This is a genomic window from Aureimonas sp. SA4125 (assembly GCF_019973775.1).
Lineage (GTDB): Bacteria > Pseudomonadota > Alphaproteobacteria > Rhizobiales > Rhizobiaceae > Plantimonas.
In genome coordinates this window covers 4,462,943-4,480,712 of the sequence record NZ_AP025032.1, presented here as the reverse complement: position 1 = coordinate 4,480,712, position 17,770 = coordinate 4,462,943, and the positions used below count along the sequence as shown (strand labels likewise).

Annotated in this window: 18 protein-coding genes; 9 read left to right on the top strand and 9 right to left on the bottom strand. The window is 64.8% G+C overall.

Annotated features, from left to right (window positions below; translation table 11 throughout):
* The first annotated feature begins 80 nt into the window (after nucleotides 1-80).
* The 5 genes from tsaD (at nucleotide 81) to Sa4125_RS21155 (ending at nucleotide 3,280) form a co-directional block, all read left to right on the top strand.
* Nucleotides 81-1,187, top strand: a complete 1,107-nt coding sequence (gene tsaD / locus Sa4125_RS21175) for a tRNA (adenosine(37)-N6)-threonylcarbamoyltransferase complex transferase subunit TsaD (protein ID WP_224001389.1) — start codon at nucleotides 81-83, stop codon at nucleotides 1,185-1,187.
* 14 nt (nucleotides 1,188-1,201) lie between these two features.
* On the top strand, nucleotides 1,202-2,191 hold the full coding sequence (locus Sa4125_RS21170; protein WP_224001383.1) for an NAD(P)H-dependent glycerol-3-phosphate dehydrogenase: 990 nt from the start codon (nucleotides 1,202-1,204) through the stop codon (nucleotides 2,189-2,191).
* Between the two features lie 76 nt (nucleotides 2,192-2,267).
* On the top strand, nucleotides 2,268-2,555 hold the full coding sequence (locus tag Sa4125_RS21165; RefSeq protein WP_224001382.1) for a YciI-like protein: 288 nt from the start codon (nucleotides 2,268-2,270) through the stop codon (nucleotides 2,553-2,555).
* 1 nt (nucleotide 2,556) lies between these two features.
* Complete coding sequence (locus Sa4125_RS21160; protein ID WP_224001380.1) at nucleotides 2,557-2,985, top strand: EVE domain-containing protein; 429 nt, start codon at nucleotides 2,557-2,559, stop codon at nucleotides 2,983-2,985.
* Between the two features lie 79 nt (nucleotides 2,986-3,064).
* Nucleotides 3,065-3,280, top strand: a complete 216-nt coding sequence (locus Sa4125_RS21155) for a DUF3072 domain-containing protein (RefSeq protein ID WP_224001378.1) — start codon at nucleotides 3,065-3,067, stop codon at nucleotides 3,278-3,280.
* Nucleotides 3,281-3,736: 456 nt separating this feature from the next.
* Here Sa4125_RS21155 and Sa4125_RS21150 read toward each other — a convergent pair whose 3' ends face one another.
* Nucleotides 3,737-4,096 (bottom strand): hypothetical protein, encoded by a 360-nt coding sequence (locus tag Sa4125_RS21150; RefSeq protein WP_224001376.1) that lies wholly within the window; start codon nucleotides 4,094-4,096, stop codon nucleotides 3,737-3,739.
* A 221-nt stretch (nucleotides 4,097-4,317) separates the two neighbouring features.
* On the opposite strand from Sa4125_RS21150, the gene Sa4125_RS21145 reads away from it, so the two are divergent.
* Complete coding sequence (locus Sa4125_RS21145) at nucleotides 4,318-4,995, top strand: methyltransferase (RefSeq protein WP_224001374.1); 678 nt, start codon at nucleotides 4,318-4,320, stop codon at nucleotides 4,993-4,995.
* A 54-nt stretch (nucleotides 4,996-5,049) separates the two neighbouring features.
* Here Sa4125_RS21145 and Sa4125_RS21140 read toward each other — a convergent pair whose 3' ends face one another.
* Both Sa4125_RS21140 and Sa4125_RS21135 read right to left on the bottom strand, forming a co-directional pair.
* Nucleotides 5,050-7,356: an FdhF/YdeP family oxidoreductase gene (locus Sa4125_RS21140; RefSeq protein ID WP_224001372.1), complete on the bottom strand. Its 2,307-nt coding sequence runs from the start codon at nucleotides 7,354-7,356 to the stop codon at nucleotides 5,050-5,052.
* 77 nt (nucleotides 7,357-7,433) lie between these two features.
* Nucleotides 7,434-7,970, bottom strand: coding sequence for a L,D-transpeptidase family protein (locus tag Sa4125_RS21135; RefSeq protein ID WP_224001370.1), 537 nt, complete (start codon nucleotides 7,968-7,970; stop codon nucleotides 7,434-7,436).
* A gap of 101 nt (nucleotides 7,971-8,071) precedes the next feature.
* Here Sa4125_RS21135 and Sa4125_RS21130 point away from each other — a divergent pair, with 101 nt between their 5' ends.
* Complete coding sequence (locus tag Sa4125_RS21130) at nucleotides 8,072-8,755, top strand: response regulator transcription factor (protein WP_224001362.1); 684 nt, start codon at nucleotides 8,072-8,074, stop codon at nucleotides 8,753-8,755.
* A 435-nt stretch (nucleotides 8,756-9,190) separates the two neighbouring features.
* On the opposite strand, the gene Sa4125_RS21125 is transcribed toward Sa4125_RS21130, so the two are convergent.
* Nucleotides 9,191-10,204: an LLM class flavin-dependent oxidoreductase gene (locus Sa4125_RS21125; protein WP_224001360.1), complete on the bottom strand. Its 1,014-nt coding sequence runs from the start codon at nucleotides 10,202-10,204 to the stop codon at nucleotides 9,191-9,193.
* 185 nt (nucleotides 10,205-10,389) lie between these two features.
* On the opposite strand from Sa4125_RS21125, the gene Sa4125_RS21120 reads away from it, so the two are divergent.
* Complete coding sequence (locus Sa4125_RS21120; protein ID WP_224001358.1) at nucleotides 10,390-12,171, top strand: L-lactate permease; 1,782 nt, start codon at nucleotides 10,390-10,392, stop codon at nucleotides 12,169-12,171.
* A 104-nt stretch (nucleotides 12,172-12,275) separates the two neighbouring features.
* Here the strand turns inward: Sa4125_RS21120 and Sa4125_RS21115 are convergent, their stop codons facing one another.
* The 4 genes from Sa4125_RS21115 to Sa4125_RS21100 all read right to left on the bottom strand — a co-directional run bounded on the left by Sa4125_RS21115 (nucleotide 12,276) and on the right by Sa4125_RS21100 (nucleotide 16,286).
* A complete protein-coding gene (locus Sa4125_RS21115) occupies nucleotides 12,276-12,425 on the bottom strand; it encodes a lmo0937 family membrane protein (protein WP_188855273.1) in 150 nt (49 codons plus the stop codon).
* A 203-nt stretch (nucleotides 12,426-12,628) separates the two neighbouring features.
* On the bottom strand, nucleotides 12,629-13,738 hold the full coding sequence (locus Sa4125_RS21110) for a Fic family protein (protein WP_224001356.1): 1,110 nt from the start codon (nucleotides 13,736-13,738) through the stop codon (nucleotides 12,629-12,631).
* Between the two features lie 203 nt (nucleotides 13,739-13,941).
* Nucleotides 13,942-15,162: an argininosuccinate synthase gene (locus Sa4125_RS21105; RefSeq protein ID WP_224001354.1), complete on the bottom strand. Its 1,221-nt coding sequence runs from the start codon at nucleotides 15,160-15,162 to the stop codon at nucleotides 13,942-13,944.
* Nucleotides 15,090-16,286 (bottom strand): phosphatase PAP2 family protein, encoded by a 1,197-nt coding sequence (locus Sa4125_RS21100; RefSeq protein ID WP_224001352.1) that lies wholly within the window; start codon nucleotides 16,284-16,286, stop codon nucleotides 15,090-15,092. Before Sa4125_RS21100 ends, Sa4125_RS21105 begins: the two co-directional genes overlap by 73 nt.
* Nucleotides 16,287-16,465: 179 nt before the next feature.
* Between Sa4125_RS21100 and Sa4125_RS21095 the strand changes: the two genes are divergently transcribed.
* Complete coding sequence (locus Sa4125_RS21095) at nucleotides 16,466-17,107, top strand: LysE family translocator (RefSeq protein ID WP_224001350.1); 642 nt, start codon at nucleotides 16,466-16,468, stop codon at nucleotides 17,105-17,107.
* Nucleotides 17,108-17,113: 6 nt separating this feature from the next.
* Here the strand turns inward: Sa4125_RS21095 and Sa4125_RS21090 are convergent, their stop codons facing one another.
* Nucleotides 17,114-17,770, bottom strand: a complete 657-nt coding sequence (locus Sa4125_RS21090) for a glutathione S-transferase (RefSeq protein WP_224001348.1) — start codon at nucleotides 17,768-17,770, stop codon at nucleotides 17,114-17,116.

The window sequence follows — 17,770 nt, the reverse complement described above, 5'->3', positions numbered from 1 at the left end:
TTCGGGGGCAGCCGGCAATGACCGGCCGATTTCGCGGCTTCGGCTTTGACATTTCATCCCGGTCGGGGCGATGGAGGAGCATGCGAAACCCGAGCCGCCCCTTGTCCCCTCTCATCCTCGGCATCGAGACCAGCTGCGACGAGACGGCGGCAAGCGTCGTCGGACGCGGCGCGGACGGGCGGCCGGAGATTCTGTCGAACGTCGTTCTCAGCCAGGTCGAGGAGCATGCGGCCTTCGGCGGCGTCGTGCCGGAGATCGCCGCACGCGCCCATGTCGATGCCATCTCGGGCATCGTCGAGGCGGCACTCGGCGATGCCGGCGTCAACCTTGATGATCTCTCCGCCGTCGCCGCGACGCTCGGGCCCGGCCTCGTCGGCGGGCTCATCGTCGGGGCGATGACCGGCAAGGCGATCGCGGCGGCCAGGGGCCTTGGCTTCGTCGGCGTCAATCATCTGGAGGGCCATGCGCTGACGCCGCGGCTGACCGACGGCGTCGCCTATCCCTATCTCATGCTGCTCGTCTCGGGCGGGCATACGCAGATCCTTCTCGTGCGCGGTCTCGGCGACTACGAGCGCTGGGGCACGACGATCGACGACGCGCTGGGCGAGGCCTTCGACAAGACCGCAAAACTCCTCGGCCTGCCCGAACAGGGCGGTGCGGCGGTGGAGAAATCTGCGCGCGGCGGTGATGCCCGGCGGTTCGGCCTGCCGCGGCCGATGCGGGGCGAGGCGAGGCTCGATTTTTCCTTTTCCGGGCTGAAGACGGCGGTGCGCCAGGCGGCGCAGGCGGCGATGCCGCTGACGGCGCAGGACGTCGCGGATCTCTGCGCGAGTTTCCAGGCGGCCGCCGCCGACAGCCTCGCCGACCGCATCGCCCGTGCGCTCACGCGTTTTGGCGCGGAATATCCGGGTCTCGCCGATAAGGTTCTGGCGGTCGCCGGCGGCGTCGCGGCCAATGCGGCGATCCGGCTGCGGCTGGAGGACGCCTGTCTGGCCGCCGGCGTGCGCCTCGTCGCGCCACCGCTCAAACTCTGCGGCGACAATGCCGCGATGATCGCCTATGCCGGCCTCGAGCGTTTCGAGGCCGGACGGCTCGACGGCATGGACGCGCCCGTGCGCTCGCGCTGGCCGCTCGACGAGGCGGCCGTGCCCCTCATCGGCTTCGGCCGGCGCGGCGCCAAGGCCTGAGGAAGGGCCCGACCATGAACCAGCCTGACAAGATCGCGGTCATCGGCGGCGGCGCCTGGGGCACGGCGCTGGCCGCGCTCCAATCCCGCGCCGGGCGGAGCACCGTACTCTACGCCCGCGACGCCGCGACCGTGCAGGCGATCGCCGCCACCGGCCGGAACGAGCGGTATCTTCCCGGCATTCCTCTGCCCGAAAGCCTTGCCGCGACCACGGACATGGCTCTGGCACTCGGCGGTGCCACCGTGGTGCTCGTCGTCGTGCCCGCCCAGAATCTTGCCGACATCGCCGAGGCTCTGGCAGCGGGCAGGGCGGAGGGGGTGCCGGTCGTCCTCTGCGCCAAGGGCATCGAGCGGGGGACCGGACGTTTTGCCAGCGACATCCTTGCCGCCCATGTCGGTCCGGCCGATCTCGCCGTCCTCTCCGGACCGAGCTTTGCCGCCGACGTCGCGCGCGGGCTGCCCACGGCGGTGACGATCGCGGCTGCCGACGAGGCGCGGGCCGACGACATCGCCCGGCGGCTGTCGACGGAGAGTTTTCGCGGCTACGCCTCGAGCGACGTCGTCGGCGTCGAGGCGGGCGGTGCCCTGAAGAACGTTCTTGCCATCGCCGCCGGCATCGTCGCCGGCGCGGGGCTCGGCGCCTCGGCCGGGGCGGCGATCGTCACCCGCGGCTTCGTCGAACTGCGCCGCGTCGGCGAGGCACTGGGCGCCCGGCCGGAAACGCTGATGGGGCTCTCCGGGCTCGGCGATCTCGTTCTCACCTGTTCCGGCGCGCAGTCGCGCAACTTCTCCTATGGCCTGGCGCTCGGGCGCGGCGAGGATCTCGGCTCGCTGAAACTTGCCGAAGGCGTCCATTCCGCCGCCATCGCCGCGCGCCTGGCCGCCGACCATGGCATCGAGGCGCCGATCATCACGACCGTCGCCGCCATCATCGACGGTACGCTGTCGGTGGAGTCGGCCGTGCGCGAACTCCTCGCGCGGCCCCTGAGGCGCGAATTCGATTGACCGGCAGCGCCCGGCGGATAGGTTCCGGCAAACGCCTGCCCAGCAGGCCGACATCCCCCGCATAAAAGGAATACTGATGCTTTTCGTCGTCCTGTGTGAAGACAAGCCCGGCGCCCTCGACGTCCGGATGGAAAACCGGCCTAGACATGTCGAGTTCCTGAAGGGGCTCGGGCCGACGCTGAAGCTCGCCGGCCCCTTCCTGGGGCTCGACGACAAGCCCGTCGGCTCGATGCTGGTGCTGGATGCGCCAAGCGCCGAGGCCGCTGCCGAAATCGCCGCCGGCGACCCCTATGCACTCGCGGGCCTCTTCGAATCGGTGCAGGTGCGCCGCTGGAACTGGACCATCAACAACCCGGACGCCTGACATGGCCTACTGGCTGTTCAAGTCCGAGCCGGTGAAATGGTCTTGGGAGATGCAGAAGGCGGCCGGGCCGAAAGGCCAGGAATGGGACGGCGTGCGCAACTATCAGGCGCGCAACTTCATGCGGACGATGAAGAAGGGCGAGCGCGGCTTCTTCTACCATTCCAATGACGGCAAGGAGATCGTCGGCATCGTCGAGGTGCTGAACGAGGTGCATCCCGACTCCACCGCCGACAATCCGGCCTGGGAATGCGTCGACCTCGTGGCCGTCGCGGACCTGCCGAAGCCGGTCCCGCTCGACACGGTCAAGACCGAGCCGCGGCTGAAGGACATGGTGCTGGCGACGAATTCCCGGCTGTCGGTACAGCCGGTGACGGAGGCGGAGTTTGCCGCGATCTGCGCCATGGGCGGGCTGGACCGGATTCCGGAGTAGGGGTTCTGCCCAACCCGAAGGGGAACAGGCGGGCAATCGGAACATTATAGGAACATCTGAACCGCGAGAAAGAGCGACGATGTCCGACCAGAACCCCAAGACCGGCTCCAACACCGAAAAGAGTCCGGACGACTGGACCACCGGCGACGAGCCGATGACGGGGGCGCAGGCCTCCTATCTCAAGACGCTGTGCGAGGAGACCGGCGCGGCCTTCGACGACAAGGTTTCGAAGGCCGAGGCATCGAAACAGATCGATGCGCTGCAGGGACAGAGCCAGCGTCTGAAGTCCGCCTGACGAGACGATCGGAAAGGCCAGATCACCGGCCAGTCCGGCCGGTGATCAGTTCGACCCTTCGCTCCAACGGGCTATCTCCGTCCGGTGCGCGGGTGAGATGAGCGGCCGGGAGACGGGGCAACCGGCTCGGCAAGCCAAAGTGGGCTGCACCCTGCCCGCCTCGCAAACCGCGAATCGGCCGGCTTCAGCGATGGCCGAAACAGCGGTCGCCTCGTCCGCCGCCAGAATGAAGTTCTCGCCGGCGCATGCCCCGACGGTCGAAGCGGGAGGCGGTTCGCCGCTCGACCGGCGAACGCCATCAGCTGGCTCTTGGACCCAGGTCTTCAGCGAACTGACGGCGGATGGTCCCGATCCTGGAGGGAGACGGATCTTCCACCGGCCGTCCTCCCGCTTTGGGCCATTGCTGCTCGATCGCCTTGCTCCGTCATCCCGCAAGCCTCCTTCGGTGAGCGTGCCTCAGCACTTGCCGAAAGTCTGCTGGACGATCGTGATGCCGGCGACGATCACGCTGACCTTCACACCCGTCGGCAGGCCCCAGGTCGTGCAGATGCTGAGGCAGGCCTGGGCGACGGTCCCGTTCGGAAAACTGATCGGAATGGGAAGACAGACGCTTCCGATCCCGAGCGGCAGGTTGAGGCAGACCTTGTTGTTGCTCACCGTCACGCTGATGCACTGGGCCAGCACGCTGAGTTCGCTGCTCGGCGGAAGGCCTTTCATCCCGAGGGACTTGAGGTCCTGGCCCTCGTGGTCGCGACGGGCGGCCTCGAGGGCGCCTTCGATCGATTCGCTGCTGAAGCTGGGATACTGCTCTGCCATGTCCGTTCTCCCGTTGAGATTGTAGCATGGCAGTTATCGCGCATAAGTTGCATCTTGAAAAGATACAACCGAGCGATTCGACAGAAATTTACCGCGTGAGCGATGAGCGAGCCGGATTTGTCGCGTGCTGCAGCTAGGGGAGGTAGGTTGAAAGAACGCAAGGCGCCTGCGCCGCACGGGCGGCAGGGTTGCGCATACAACCCCAGGGAGAAACAAGAGACATGATGGACGCCGTCCTGCCCCGCCTCTCGGCCGACCGGATGCGCGCCTTCATCCTGGACAACACCGACGTTCTGACGCCGCCGCATGTGCCCGAAGTCTCGCTGCGACTGGCGACCGAAGCGCACGGGCTGTGGCTGCGGACCGAGGCGGAACTGGACGCCATCGGCCTGCCGCCGCCCTATTGGGCCTTTGCCTGGGCGGGCGGGCAGGGTCTCGCCCGTTACGTGCTCGACCACCCCGAGGTGGTTGCCGGCCGGACCGTCCTCGATTTCGCCGCGGGGTCGGGCCTCGTCGCCATCGCCGCGGCCAAGGCAAAGGCTGAGGCGGTCACCGCCGCCGACATCGACCCCTTCTGCCGCGAGGCCATGGCGGTCAACGCCGCGCTCAACGGCGTCGATCTGACCATCAGGATCGAGGACGCCATCGGCCTTCCAGTTGGGGCCGAGGTGCTTCTGGCCGGCGACGTGTTCTTCGACAAGGCGATGGCGGCGGCGATCGTGCCGTGGTTCGACGCCGTCTCAGCGGCAGGCGTGACAGTCCTCGTCGGCGATCCCGGGCGCAGCTACCTGCCGCACGACAGGCTGGTGCCCCTGATCACCTACGAGGTGGCGGTCACGCGGGCGCTCGAAGACGCCGACGTCAAGCGGACGACCGTCTGGCGCTGGCGGAACGGATAGGGAGGCCCGCCGCTTTATTCGCCGCGACCGGGGGACGGTGCGGCGGCACAGGTTCTACCGCCGGATGATCTCGACCGGAATCGCCTTGGAGGCGGGTGTGTGCGAACCCTTGGCATGATGCCAGAGCGGGACGAGCGGGTTGAGTTCGGGGAAATAGCCGGCAACCGCACCCTTCGGGATCGAGAAGCTGTGGACACGCATGTCATGGACGCGGCGGTCGACGCCGTCGTCGGCATAGGTGGCGACGTCGACGCGGTCGTCGTCCCGAAGCTTCAGCCGCGCCATGTCCTCGGCGTTCATCAGGAGCACCATGCGCGTTCCCTTGATGCCGCGCAGCCGGTCGTCATAGCCGTAGACGGTGGTGTTGAACTGGTCGTTCGAGCGGATGGTCATCAGGGAGAGGATATCCTTGCCGTCGACATGGATGTTCGGATTGACGTCGAAGCCTGAGGGCGTGAGGAAATTCGCCTTGCCATTCTCGGTCTTCCACTCCCGCTTGCAGGCGGGAAGATCGCGGTGAAATCCGCCCGGCTGCAGGAAGCGGGCATTGAAGTCGTGAAAATCACTGGGGTAGACCGCGGCGATCTCGTCGCGCACCTTCGAATAGTCGCCGACCCATTCGTCCCAGGGAATGCTGGAACGGCCGGCAACGGTCGCCTTGGCGAGTTCGGCGACGATCTTCGGCTCCGACAGGAGTTCGGGCGAGGCGGGTGGGCTCCAGCCGATCGAGCCGTGGATGCAGGCGGTGGAGTCCTCCATCGAGACGTGCTGCTTGCCGCTTGCCTGAAGGTCCTCCTCGATACGGCCGAGGCAGGGAAGGATGTAGGTGACTTCGCCGGGCAGGAGATGGTTGCGGTTCAGCTTGGTCGAGATCTGGACGGAGAGGCGGAGCTTGCGCCAGGCCCCTTCCAGAAGCGCAGTCTCCGGCGCCGCCCGCGAGAAATTTCCGCCGAGCGAGACGAAGGCGCGCACCGAGCCGTCGATGATGCCCTTGCAGGCCTCGACGGTGTCGAGACCCTTGTGGCGCGGCGGCTCGAACCCGTATCGCGCGGCGAAGACGTCGAGCGGCACCAGTTCCGGCTTTTCGGAAACGCCGACCGTTCTCTGGCCCTGGACGTTGGAATGGCCCCGGATCGGCGAGATGCCGGCGCCGGGCCTGCCGATATTGCCGCGCATCAGCAGGAGATTGCAGAGCATCTGGACGTTCTCAGTGCCGTGCCGGTGCTGGGTCAGTCCCATGCCGAAGTTGGCGATGACTTTCTTGGCCGTCGCATAGAGCCGTCCGACATGTTCCAGACTGTCGCGGTCGATCCCGGCGCAGCGCTCGATCTCCTCCCAGGTCTGCGCGCGCACGAAGACTTCGAATTCCGCTAAGCCGTGGCAGTGTTCGGCAATGAAGGCGACGTCGAGGACGCGCGGGTCGCCCGATGCCAGAGCCGCGTCGTCGAGCGCAAGGACCGCCTTGGCGATTCCCGTCATCGCCGCGATGTCGCCGCCGGGCCGGATCTGGAAATAGTCGCTCGACATCTTCACGCCGTCGTCGGGCGAGAGCATCTCCGTCGGCGACTGCGGATCCTTGAACCGCATGAGCCCGCGCTCCTGCAGCGGGTTGAACGTGATCACCGGCACGCCGCGCTTGCGGGCGTCGTGGACCTGGTGCAGCAGCCGCGGGGCGTTCGTGCCGGTGTTGTGGCCGAAGAAGAAGAGCATGTCGGCCGCGTCGAAATCCTCGATCTGGACCGTGCCGACGGGCGAGCCGATCGACTTGGGCAGACCGACCGAGGTCGATTCGTGGCACATGTTCGAGGAATCGGGCAGGTTCGGCGAGCCGTAGATGCGGGCGAAAAGCTGCCACATGTAAGAGGTCTCGAGCGAGGCGCGACCGGAGACGTAAAAGACGGCCGAGTCGGGATCGAGCGCCTGGAGCTCGGCGCCGATCTCGCGGAAGGCATCCGCCCACTTCACCGGAATGTACTGGTCGAGCGTCGCGTCATAGCGCAGGGGGGTCGTCAGCCGTCCCTGCTTTTCCAGGTCGTGATCGGGCCATTGGCGCAAGTCGCTGACGCGGTGCCGGGCAAAGAACGCTCGGTCGCAACGCTTGCGGGTGACTTCCCAGACGGTCGCCTTCGCGCCGTTCTCGCAAAACTCGGCCAGATTCGGCTCGGCGGGCTTGGCCCAGGAACAGGAGACGCAGGCATAGCCGTCGGCCTTGTTCTGCTTGCGCAGCATCTCGAGAATGGTCTGGACCGACAGGCCTTCGGCCAGGGTCTTCTCCGCCACCGACTTCAGCGATCCCCAGCCGCCGGAGGGATGGTCATAGGCCTTGATGACGGGGTTGTCGGTGATCTCGCTGCGGTCCATTCAATCCTCCGCCCGGGGCTCCCGGATCTGATGAAAGCTCGAGGGGCCAACGCCGAAAATGTCCTGACCGTTCCGCGTCATCCCGAGACAACGAGACGCATGCCCATGCGCAGGAAGGGCTGCAGGCGCCGCATGTCGGTCGGCGAGATCGCGACGCAACCCTCGGTCGGACGGTAGTCCGGATGGGCGACATGCAGGAAGATGGCGCTGCCGCGTCCGCGCTGGCGACAGGTGATGTTCCAGTCAAGAACCACGATGAAATCGTAGAGCCGGTCGTTCCGCTGAAGAGTTTCTGCACTTGCGGGGAACGGCAACCGCACGGGGTGGTTGTAGGCAGGGGAACCCGGCGAGTCGCACCAGCCGTTGTCGGCACGCGTACGCCTTGTCGGCAACGAGACCTGCAGGTCGGAGAATTTTTGCGGGCGACGGTAAGCATTCAGCAACCGCATCGACGCGATGGGGGTTGCGCCGTCACCTTCAAGCTTCAGACTGCTCGTCCCGGCCCGTCCGATGGCGCAGCGCAGACGCAAGGGGCCGGCCTGAAGAATGCCGAGACTTCGATGGAGCGGAGAGCGCCGAACGATAATAGTGGCAGGATTTCGCGATCGATGCATGACAGTTTCCAGTTTAGACCTATTTCAACAGAGGTGGCTGGGGACGTAGCCAGCCATGAAATTGCCAGCGTCGAAAACCACTCCGGGGTCAAAGTCTAGCCATGAGCGCACGCAGCATCCTGATCGTCGACGATGATGACGACCTGAGACAGACACTTGCCGAGCAGCTGTCGTTGCACGAGGAGTTCACCGTGCTCCAAGAGCCGAGCGCTGCCAAGGGCATCGCTGCCGCTCGGGCCGGTCTGATCGACCTCGTCTGCATGGATGTCGGCTTGCCGGACATGGATGGGCGGGAAGCCGTCAAGGTCCTGCGAAAGTCAGGCTTCAAGGCGCCGATCATCATTCTGACCGGCCACGATACCGACTCCGACACGATTCTGGGTCTGGAAGCCGGCGCCAACGACTATGTGACGAAGCCGTTCCGCTTCGCCGTGCTGCTCGCCCGCATCCGCGCCCAACTGCGCCAGCATGAGCAGAGCGAGGACGCGACCTTCCAGGTCGGACCGTACATCTTCAAGCCGAGCCAGAAGATCCTCGTCGACGACCGTGGCGGCAAGGTGCGGTTGACCGAGAAGGAGACGGCGATCATCCGCTATCTCTACCGCGCCGACCGCAAGGTGATCACCCGCGACATCCTTCTGGAAGAGGTCTGGGGCTACAATTCGGGCGTGACGACCCATACGCTGGAGACGCATGTCTACCGCCTGCGCCAGAAGATCGAGCCGGATCCGTCGAATGCCCGGCTGATCGTGACGGAATCGGGCGGCTACAAGCTGATGCCGTAGGGCCGGGGCAGTGGGTCTACGGCCTCTTCCGAGAAGCTGCCGAGGCCGCACTCCAGGCCCGCACGGCGCATAGATCGGTCCTCAAGAATACTGGGCGCTGAGAATACTATCGAGAGCGCCACCTTCTCCGGATCGTCATCCCGGGCTCGACCCGGGATCCATGCCGAGGCCGTTCCGCCGCCAAATCGGTGCCGGAATGAACACTCCGGCAGCGATTTGGAATGGATCCCGGGTCAAGCCCGGGATGACGAAGCTTGGGGGCATCCCGCTAAAGCGGCATGGCTCTTCGTCGAATCGCCGTCCCGCTTTAGCTCTTTGTCCTCGCATGATCTTTTCCGAAAGCCGGAAGCCACCTTTCCGGATCATGCTCTAGGGATTTGCGGCCAAGATGAGGCTCTCGCATCACCGCAACCCCTGAGGCACAAGCGCGGCCTTCTACTCCGCCGCCACAGCCCGCCGCGACGCAAGTCCCTGCATCGCCTGCGCCGCGATCTCGAACGAGCGCAGCCGCGCTGCCTGGTCGTGGATCTGGCCGGTGATGATGATCTCGTCCGGCGCATAACGGGAAACGAGGGTCTCGATCTCGCGGGCGACCGTCTGCGGCGAGCCCGTGGCGGAAACCGACAGCGCCTCGTCGACACCGGCCCGCGTCATCGGATCGATGACGGCGTCGATGTCATCGACGGCGCGCGGCAGGGGACCCGGCTTTCCCGTCCGAAGATTGGCGAAAGCCTGCTCCATCGAGCTGCGGATGCGCCGGCCCTCGGCGTCGGTCTCGCCGGCAAAGACGTTCATCGCCAGCATGAAATAGGGCGCGTCGAGATATTCCGACGGACGGAACGTCTCGCGGTAGACCTCGACCGCCTGTGCCAACGCGGCCGGCGCGAAGTGCGACGCAAAGGCGTAGGGCAGGCCGAGATGGGCGGCGAGCTGGGCGCCGTACAGGCTGGAGCCGAGGATCCACACGGGAACGTTCGTGCCCACGCCCGGCACGGCCCGCACGCGCTGGTTCGGCCCGGCCTCTGCGAAATAGGCGAGGAGCTCCATCACGTCCTGAGGGAAGTTGTCGGAGTTGTCGAGGCTGCGGCGGAGCGCCCGCGCGGTGTTCATGTCGGTGCCGGGCGCGCGACCCAGCCCAAGATCGATGCGGCCGGGATAGAGCGTGGCGAGCGTGCCGAACTGCTCGGCGATGACGAGCGGCGCGTGGTTCGGCAGCATGATGCCGCCCGAGCCGACACGGATCGTCCGGGTCCCGCCGGCGACGTGGCCGATGACCACGGCGGTTGCGGCGCTGGCGATGCCCGTCATGTTGTGATGCTCGGCGAGCCAGAAGCGATTGTAGCCGAGCGACTCGGCGTGCCGCGCCAGAGCCAGCGAATTTGCCAGCGCGTCAGTGGCGGTGCCGCCTTCGGGGATCGGCGAGAGATCGAGCACGGAATAGGGGATCATGGCGCTGTCCAGTTCAATCGGGTGGACGGAACATGGGTACCATACCGATCGGTTTCCACCCTCGATGAGGCTCCCCGACCAAGGGCGTCCTTCTAAGCAATTGGTATCATTGTATCCGAATATGGTCGCTATCGGCATTTCGGCCCTTTAAGCCTGCAGCAAAAGACTGCCCAGGGAGGACTCCGATGCCGCAAGGCCTGCTTTTCGCGTTCGCGCTCGTGCCGATCGCCATCGTCTTCGTGCTGCTCGTCGTCCTCAGGCGATCGGCGAAACTGTCGATGACCGTCGCCTATCTCGCGACCGTGATTCTCGCCATGGCCGTCTGGGGGCTCGACATCGCGACCGTCGGGGGCGCGACCATCAACGGCATCGTCACCGCGCTGACGCTGTTGTTCATCATCTTCGGCGCCATCCTGCTCCTGGCGACGGTGCAGGAGAGCGGTGCCATCAGGGCGATCCGCCAGGGCTTCACCGACCTTTCGCCGGACCGGCGGATCCAGGCGATCATCATCGCCTGGCTGTTCGGCTCGATGATCGAGGGTGCCTCGGGCTTCGGCACGCCGGCGGCGGTCGCCGCGCCGCTTCTGGTCGCCATCGGCTTTCCCGCCATGGCGGCGGTGCTGGTGACGCTGATCATCCAGTCGACGCCGGTCTCCTTCGGCGCGGTCGGCACGCCGATGCTTGTCGGCGTCACCACCGGCCTTTCCGGCAACGAGGGCGTCCTGCAGTCGATCGCGCCGATGACGCTGCCGGAATACATCGTCAACCTCGCGGCCAATGTCGCGATGGTGCACGCTTTGATCGGCTTCGTCATTCCGCTGATCATGGTCGGCATGCTGACCCGATTCTTCGGCGAGAACCGCTCCTTCACCGAGGGATTTAGGGTCTGGAAGTTCGCGCTCTTCGCCGGCCTTGCCTTCACCGTTCCCTACTATCTCGTCGCCTGGATCCTCGGGCCGGAATTTCCCTCGCTGCTGGGCGGCCTGATCGGGCTCATGATCGTCGTGCCGGCGGCCCGCCGCGGATTTCTGGTGCCGAAGGACCGGTTCGAGTTTCCGGTCCGCGCCGGCTGGAACGCGCACTGGTTCGGTACGCTGAAGCCGGCCGATGCCGCCGAACTGGCGGCGTCACCCGGCGCGAACATCTCGCTGATCCGGGCCTGGTCGCCCTATCTCATCGTCGCCGTGCTCCTCGTGGCGACGCGCGTGATCGCGCCGCTGAAGGCGGCCTTGACCTCGCCGGAGGCCACGCTCGCCTTCGACGACCTCTTCGGCTCCGGCATCCGGGCGAGCGCGCAGCTTCTTTACTCGCCCGGGTCGATCCTGATCCTCGCCTCGTTCATCTCGTTCTTCCTGTTCAAGATGAGCGGTCGGGCCTATGGCCGTGCCTGGACCGGCTCGGCGAAAACCATGGTCGCGGCAGCCCCGGCGCTTCTCCTCGCGGTGCCCATGGTGCAGGTGTTCCTCAACACCGGCCGTGGGCCGCTGGAGTCCATGCCCCTGGTCCTGGCCGAAAGCGTCGCCGGCGTCACCGGCCAGGCCTGGCCGCTGTTCGCGCCGCTGATCGGCGCCCTCGGCGCCTTCATCGCCGGCTCCAATACGGTGTCGAACATGATGTTCTCGCTGTTCCAGTTCTCGGCGGCCGAGCAGATCGGCCTCGCCGGTCTCGGCACCATCCTCGTCGTGGCTCTGCAGGCGGTCGGCGGGGCTGCCGGCAACATGATCTGCGTCCATAACGTCGTCGCCGCCTCGGCCGTGGTCGGGCTGACCGACCGTGAGGGCGAGGTCATCCGCATGACGCTGATCCCGATGGCCTACTACACTGTTCAGGCCGGCCTCATCGGCATGGCGCTGATCTACGGCGGGGTCTGGGGCTTTGTGGCGCTCGGCTGGCTGGCTGTGGTGCTGGTGGCGATGTCCTACAACAAGGGCCGTCCGAGACACCTGGCGGCCGTGCCGGCGGAGTAGGACCTGTTCCAACGGGGATGACAGCAGAAGGCCCGGGCGATTACCTCGCCCGGGCATTCTTCCGAAACGGTTCGCCCGGAGCCGGACCGTCCAAATACGCTGCGTCAGAGAACCCTGCGGCCTCGCACGAGTTGAACGACGATCACGATCAGGGCGATCACGAGGAGGAGATGGATCAAACCGCCCGCGACGTGAAACACGAAGCCGCCGAGAAGCCACGCCACCACCAGAATTACTGCAATCGTCCACAACATGTCATCGTCTCCTGACCTCGCAGTCCCGCGGGCTGCCTTGGCACGACAACGAAGCCAGATAGAGGAGCGTTCCCGTGCACCTTCTCAACGTACGATGCGGTGAACATCATTTCATGTACGCGGACGCGAGGCTTCTTTGGAAGTGACTAGCGATAACACGGGTCCGGACGTCGAAGACATATTTCCCTGCTACCTATAAAACGTCAGCGCGGTGTTGAGACTTCCGTCCCAATGGGCTTTCGAAGCGCGTCTTCCCTGCCAATTGAAGAGCTAAGATCTCCTGACGTTTGATGCAATAAATCTAAATAAGGGCGAAAAGCAAATACGCGCATGCGTCCGGATTTATAGGTTTCTTTCAAAATTCCGATTTCAACAAGATTTGAGACAACATTCGAACCACCTTGAGCGGTGGTGTCTAAAATTTTTGCTGCTTGAGGTATTGTTATGTATGGGTGGCGAAATAGCGCATCTGTTAATCTTGCTGGGTTGCTAGATCGACTGGATGCCTGCGCTTTCAAAATAAGCTCTTCGCGTAGTAACGTAATCTGCCGAGCGGAGGCCAGTGCCGCTTTGCATGTAAGGCGGACTCCAGTTAGGAAGAATTTTATCCAACCCTCCCAGTCGCCGTTATCTCTTACGCTTTGCAATCGGTCATAGTACTCCTGTCGATACTGTTTAAAGTATAAGCTTAGATACAATAACGGGCGCTCCAATATTCCTTCTTCGCACAATTTCAACGTGATTATCATTCGGCCTACGCGACCATTTCCATCCCAAAAGGGATGTATTGTTTCGAATTGTGCATGTATAATAGCGCATCTTACTAATATAGGCAGTTCGCGCTGGTGGAGGTATTTTTCCCAGTTATCTAAGGCGGGATGCATGAGCTGCACGGATGGCGGAACAAAGGTAGCTTCTTCTATGCTGCAGCCGATTGTTCCAATATGATTCTGACCCTGTCTAAAATTTCCAGGGTTGCGGGCGGCTCCTCGGCCGGTTGCTAGAAGTCTCTCATGAAGTCCTCTGACCAACCGTTTCGATAGCGGAAGGCGGTTGATCTCGTCCAGGCCCCAATTCATTGCCTGGATGTAGTTGATGATTTCCGTTACATCGCTGCCCGCCCCTGCTGCTTCAGGAACGGCTTCGTACTCAAACAGATCTTCGAGGCTGGCTTGCGTCCCTTCAATCTGGGAGGATAAGGCGGCTTCCTGTCGCATAAACGCATATACGAACAATTCTGGATTGGGCAGGGTTAGAGCTGCTCCATCGAGACGTGCTAATGCGCGATCTGCAGCGGAGAGAATTAAACTCATATCGCTGTCGAACGTAATCGGCGGTCGAGGAGGCAGTGCAGTAGGGGCGAAGCACCGGTAGCTTCCCGACACTACGTAGCTACCGGCTCTAGGGCTGCTCGCCATATGTAGTAGCTCCTATCACGGAGTTTTCTAGATATGGACCTATACCAACACTTTTTGGCTTTGGGAAGGTAAAACCAAAATTGGCGCTCTAAATTTGGTTACAGCCTGTCGCGCTTGGCGAGCGTGCGCAGGCGCAGGGCGTTCAGCTTGATGAAGCCGGCGGCGTCCTTCTGGTCGTAGGCGCCGTGATCGTCCTCGAAGGTGACGAGGGCGTCGGAATAGAGCGACTTCGGGCTGGCGCGTCCGGCGACGATGACATTGCCCTTGTAGAGCTTCAGCCTGACCGTGCCCTCGACATGCTCCTGGCTCTTGTCGATCAGCGCCTGCAGCATCTCGCGCTCGGGCGAGAACCAGAAGCCGTTGTAGATCAGCTCGGCGTAGCGCGGCATCAGCTCGTCCTTGAGATGCGCGGCACCGCGATCGAGCGTCAGGCTCTCGATGGCGCGGTGCGCGGAAAGCAGGATCGTGCCGCCCGGCGTCTCGTAGACGCCGCGCGACTTCATGCCGACGAAACGGTTCTCGACGAGGTCGAGCCGGCCGATGCCGTTGTCGCGGCCGAGATCGTTGAGGGCCGCGAGGATCTCGTGCGGACGCAGCGCCTTGCCGTCGAGCGAGACGGCGTCGCCCTTGGCAAAGCCGATCTCGATCTCGGTGGTGACGTCGGGCGCCTCCTGCGGGCTGACGGAGCGCTGGTAGACATAGGCCGGCGCGTCCTCGGCCGGGTCTTCGAGCACCTTACCCTCGGAGGAGGAGTGCAGAAGGTTGGCGTCGACCGAGAAAGGCGCCTCGCCGCGCTTGTCCTTGGCGACGGGGATCTGGTGTTTCTCGGCAAAGTCGAGGAGGTCGGTGCGGCTCTTGAATTCCCATTCGCGCCAGGGCGCGATGATCTTGATGTCGGGGTTCAGCGCATAGGCCGAAAGCTCGAAGCGCACCTGGTCGTTGCCCTTGCCGGTGGCGCCGTGGGCGATGGCGTCGGCGCCGGTCTCTTGCGCGATCTCGACGAGGCGCTTGGAGATCAGCGGCCGGGCGATGGAGGTGCCGAGGAGATAGACGCCCTCATAGGCGGCGTTCGCCCGGAACATCGGGAAGACGAAGTCGCGGCAGAATTCCTCGCGCACGTCCTCGACGTAGATTTCCTTGATGCCGAGCATCTCGGCCTTCTTGCGCGCGGGCTCCAGTTCCTCGCCCTGGCCGAGATCGGCGGTGAAGGTCACGACCTCCGCGCCGTATTCGGTCTGCAGCCATTTCAGGATGATCGAGGTGTCGAGGCCGCCGGAATAGGCGAGGACGACCTTCTTGACGTCGCGCTGGTTTGCCATGTTGTTGTCCCAGGAGAGTGCGTTATGGGCTCTATAGCAAGTGTGGACGGGTAAGGAAGGGTGGTTGCAGCATCCAGTGCCGCCCCGTGTGCCGGTCGGCCGATGCTGCTCGCTTCAGAATGTCGGCGGAGGGGCCCGTGCGCCGGGCTCCGGACGTCAGTCTCACCCTTCTCCGCGGTGTCGTTGCCGGCCCGGTGCGGCAAGGCGATACAAGGCCGAACGGTCTCTCTGCCCGGTCGGCCGGACGCACCCTCGCCGCCGGTCGGGCGATGAAGGCCGCGCAGAGCGAAGCGGGCGTTCAGCGCGGCGGTCAGCCTCACGCCACAGCCGGCGACTTTCCGGTCAATGTCGGCGGCGTGATGGCGAAAGACCCGCCAGAGGGCGACGATGACGATCATGAGAATCAGCCAGGACACGACCACGTCGGACAGGAAATGCTTGCCGACGGCGATCCGGGCGCTCGAAAAAATCACGGCAAGCGGCACCAGCACGACCAGCATGGCGACGCGCTGGCGCGCTCGCAGAAGCAGGGCGAATGCGAGCATGGCCGCGGCCGAGGAAGCCTCGCCGGAGGCAAAGGAACAATTGCGCAGGCAGGCGCCCGACATCTGCCAGGCGACGGTAAAGGCATCGGTTCCGCCGAACGGTAGGATGGCATCGGGACGCGCCCGGCCGACGAAGTTCTTCAGGCCGTGGACGATGATGCCGCAGCCGAGGATGTAGACCGAAAGGACGAACAGGGCTTGGTGTGGGGCGACCGGGGCCGGGCGGCCCGGCCGAAAAGCCCACCACAGAAGACAGATCGTCAATCCCGGCAACAGGATCGTCGGTACGAGGCGGTTGATGTCGCGGATCCCCGTCGCGAGCCTATCCTCGGCAAGCGGAAATCCGCCGTCGCGACCGGCAAAGATCGCCGATACCGCAAGGTCGATGCCGGGAAACATCATGAACAGAAAGCTGAGACCGGCCAGAAGATAGGCGAGCAGCCGAAGCGGGGCCTGATCGACGGACCGGGCGAGCTCGGCGGCGACGCTGCTGCTTCGATCGACGGCGTTTCTGCGCAGCCACGTGATCCTGTCGCCGGCCGTCTGGCGGCCGTTGGCCCTGCCGATGGTCGCGTCCATGTCTGCCGATCCCCCGATGCAACACGCATGGGAATGGCCCAGCGCGGTGACAGGCAGGTGACGGCGACGTGACACTTGTCCGACGACGGGACGATTTTGCAAGGCCTGGCAGATTTCGGGTGGAATGCCGCCGCCGACCGGCTAGAGACTGCGACGGCCCCAATGGACGGATAGCCTCGATGACCTTCATTCCCGACATCGGCGCGATCGCCGCCTTCACCCTGGCGGCGCTGATCCTGACCATCACCCCCGGCCCCGACATGACGCTGTTCATCGGCCGGACGTTGTCGGAGGGGCGGCCGGCGGGCTTTGCCGCCATGCTCGGGGCCACCTGCGGCGTCGTCGTCCACACGACGCTCGCGGCCGTCGGCATCTCCGCGCTGATCGCCGCCTCGCCCGAGGCCTTTGCCGTGCTGAAGGTCGGCGGGGCGCTCTACCTCGCCTTCCTCGCCTTCCAGGCCGTCCGATACGGCTCGAGCTTCAATCTCGACGCGGCCGGCGGCAAGCGGCATTCGCTTCTGTCGAACTGGCTGACGGGGGTCGGGATCAACCTCCTCAATCCCAAGATCATCCTGTTCTTCGTCACCTTCCTGCCGAGCTTCGTCTCGGCGGGAGACCCCCATGCCGGCGGCAAGCTGTTCTTCTTCGGAATCTATTTCATCCTGATCGCCGTGCCGCTGAGCTGCGTCATGATCCTGGCCGCCGACCGATTTTCCGCCGCGCTGAAGCGGCGGCCGAAGATCATGCGCGGGCTGGACTGGCTGTTTGCCTCGGTCTTCTCGACCTTCGCCGTCTCGATGCTGCTGACGCGGGGCCGGTAAATCGCCTCAGGCGTAGGCGTAGGCTCCGCCGACCTCGAGCGCCTTGATATAGGCCGGCCGGGCATGGATCTGATCCAGGAAGGCGCGGCAGTTCGGCCGGGCATCGAAGCCGACGCGGCTGCGGGCAGTCTCCAGCGGAAAGCTCATCATGATGTCGGCGGCGGTGATGTCGGGGCCGGCGAACCAGCCGCTTTCCTCAAGGGCCTGTTCCCAGTAGTCGGCGTGCAGTTGCAGCTGCGGCTCGAGGAAGACACGGTCGAGCTTGGCGAAGACCGGCCGCATCAGCGGGCGCAGGAGTCTCGGCATGCCGGCGGGAATGCGGGAGAAGACGAGCTTCATCACCAGCGGCGGCATCGCCGAGCCCTCGGCATAATGGAGGAAATGGCGGTAGCGCCAGCGCGTTGTGCCGCTGGCCGGCGGACCGAAGCGACCCGTCTTCTCCGTCAGGTAGTCGACGATCGCGCCGGTCTCGGCGAGCGTCAGGCCGTCTTCGGTGATCACCGGCGCCTTGCCGAGCGGATGGATCGCGCGCAGCGAGGCCGGCGCCTGCAGGGTCCGGGGGTCGCGCTGGTGGCGTTCGATCGCATATTCCAGCCCAAGCTCCTCGAGAAGCCAGAGAATGCGCTGCGAGCGGCTGTTGTTCAGATGATGAAGCGTGATCAT

Bases quoted from the DNA above. Each gene is read 5' to 3' on its own strand.
- Sa4125_RS21125 (WP_224001360.1), bottom strand. From the start codon at position 10,204: ATGATCCCCTATTCCGTGCTCGATCTCTCGCCGATCCCCGAAGGCGGC.
- Sa4125_RS21145 (WP_224001374.1), top strand. From the start codon at position 4,318: ATGATGGACGCCGTCCTGCCCCGCCTCTCGGCCGACCGGATGCGCGCC.
- Sa4125_RS21115 (WP_188855273.1), bottom strand. From the start codon at position 12,425: ATGTTGTGGACGATTGCAGTAATTCTGGTGGTGGCGTGGCTTCTCGGC.
- tsaD (WP_224001389.1), top strand. From the start codon at position 81: ATGCGAAACCCGAGCCGCCCCTTGTCCCCTCTCATCCTCGGCATCGAG.
- Sa4125_RS21155 (WP_224001378.1), top strand. From the start codon at position 3,065: ATGTCCGACCAGAACCCCAAGACCGGCTCCAACACCGAAAAGAGTCCG.
- Sa4125_RS21140 (WP_224001372.1), bottom strand. From the start codon at position 7,356: ATGGACCGCAGCGAGATCACCGACAACCCCGTCATCAAGGCCTATGAC.
- Sa4125_RS21095 (WP_224001350.1), top strand. From the start codon at position 16,466: ATGACCTTCATTCCCGACATCGGCGCGATCGCCGCCTTCACCCTGGCG.
- Sa4125_RS21110 (WP_224001356.1), bottom strand. From the start codon at position 13,738: ATGAGTTTAATTCTCTCCGCTGCAGATCGCGCATTAGCACGTCTCGAT.
- Sa4125_RS21150 (WP_224001376.1), bottom strand. From the start codon at position 4,096: ATGGCAGAGCAGTATCCCAGCTTCAGCAGCGAATCGATCGAAGGCGCC.
- Sa4125_RS21090 (WP_224001348.1), bottom strand. From the start codon at position 17,770: ATGATCACGCTTCATCATCTGAACAACAGCCGCTCGCAGCGCATTCTC.
- Sa4125_RS21135 (WP_224001370.1), bottom strand. From the start codon at position 7,970: ATGCATCGATCGCGAAATCCTGCCACTATTATCGTTCGGCGCTCTCCG.
- Sa4125_RS21160 (WP_224001380.1), top strand. From the start codon at position 2,557: ATGGCCTACTGGCTGTTCAAGTCCGAGCCGGTGAAATGGTCTTGGGAG.
- Sa4125_RS21105 (WP_224001354.1), bottom strand. From the start codon at position 15,162: ATGGCAAACCAGCGCGACGTCAAGAAGGTCGTCCTCGCCTATTCCGGC.
- Sa4125_RS21130 (WP_224001362.1), top strand. From the start codon at position 8,072: ATGAGCGCACGCAGCATCCTGATCGTCGACGATGATGACGACCTGAGA.
- Sa4125_RS21120 (WP_224001358.1), top strand. From the start codon at position 10,390: ATGCCGCAAGGCCTGCTTTTCGCGTTCGCGCTCGTGCCGATCGCCATC.
- Sa4125_RS21170 (WP_224001383.1), top strand. From the start codon at position 1,202: ATGAACCAGCCTGACAAGATCGCGGTCATCGGCGGCGGCGCCTGGGGC.
- Sa4125_RS21165 (WP_224001382.1), top strand. From the start codon at position 2,268: ATGCTTTTCGTCGTCCTGTGTGAAGACAAGCCCGGCGCCCTCGACGTC.
- Sa4125_RS21100 (WP_224001352.1), bottom strand. From the start codon at position 16,286: ATGGACGCGACCATCGGCAGGGCCAACGGCCGCCAGACGGCCGGCGAC.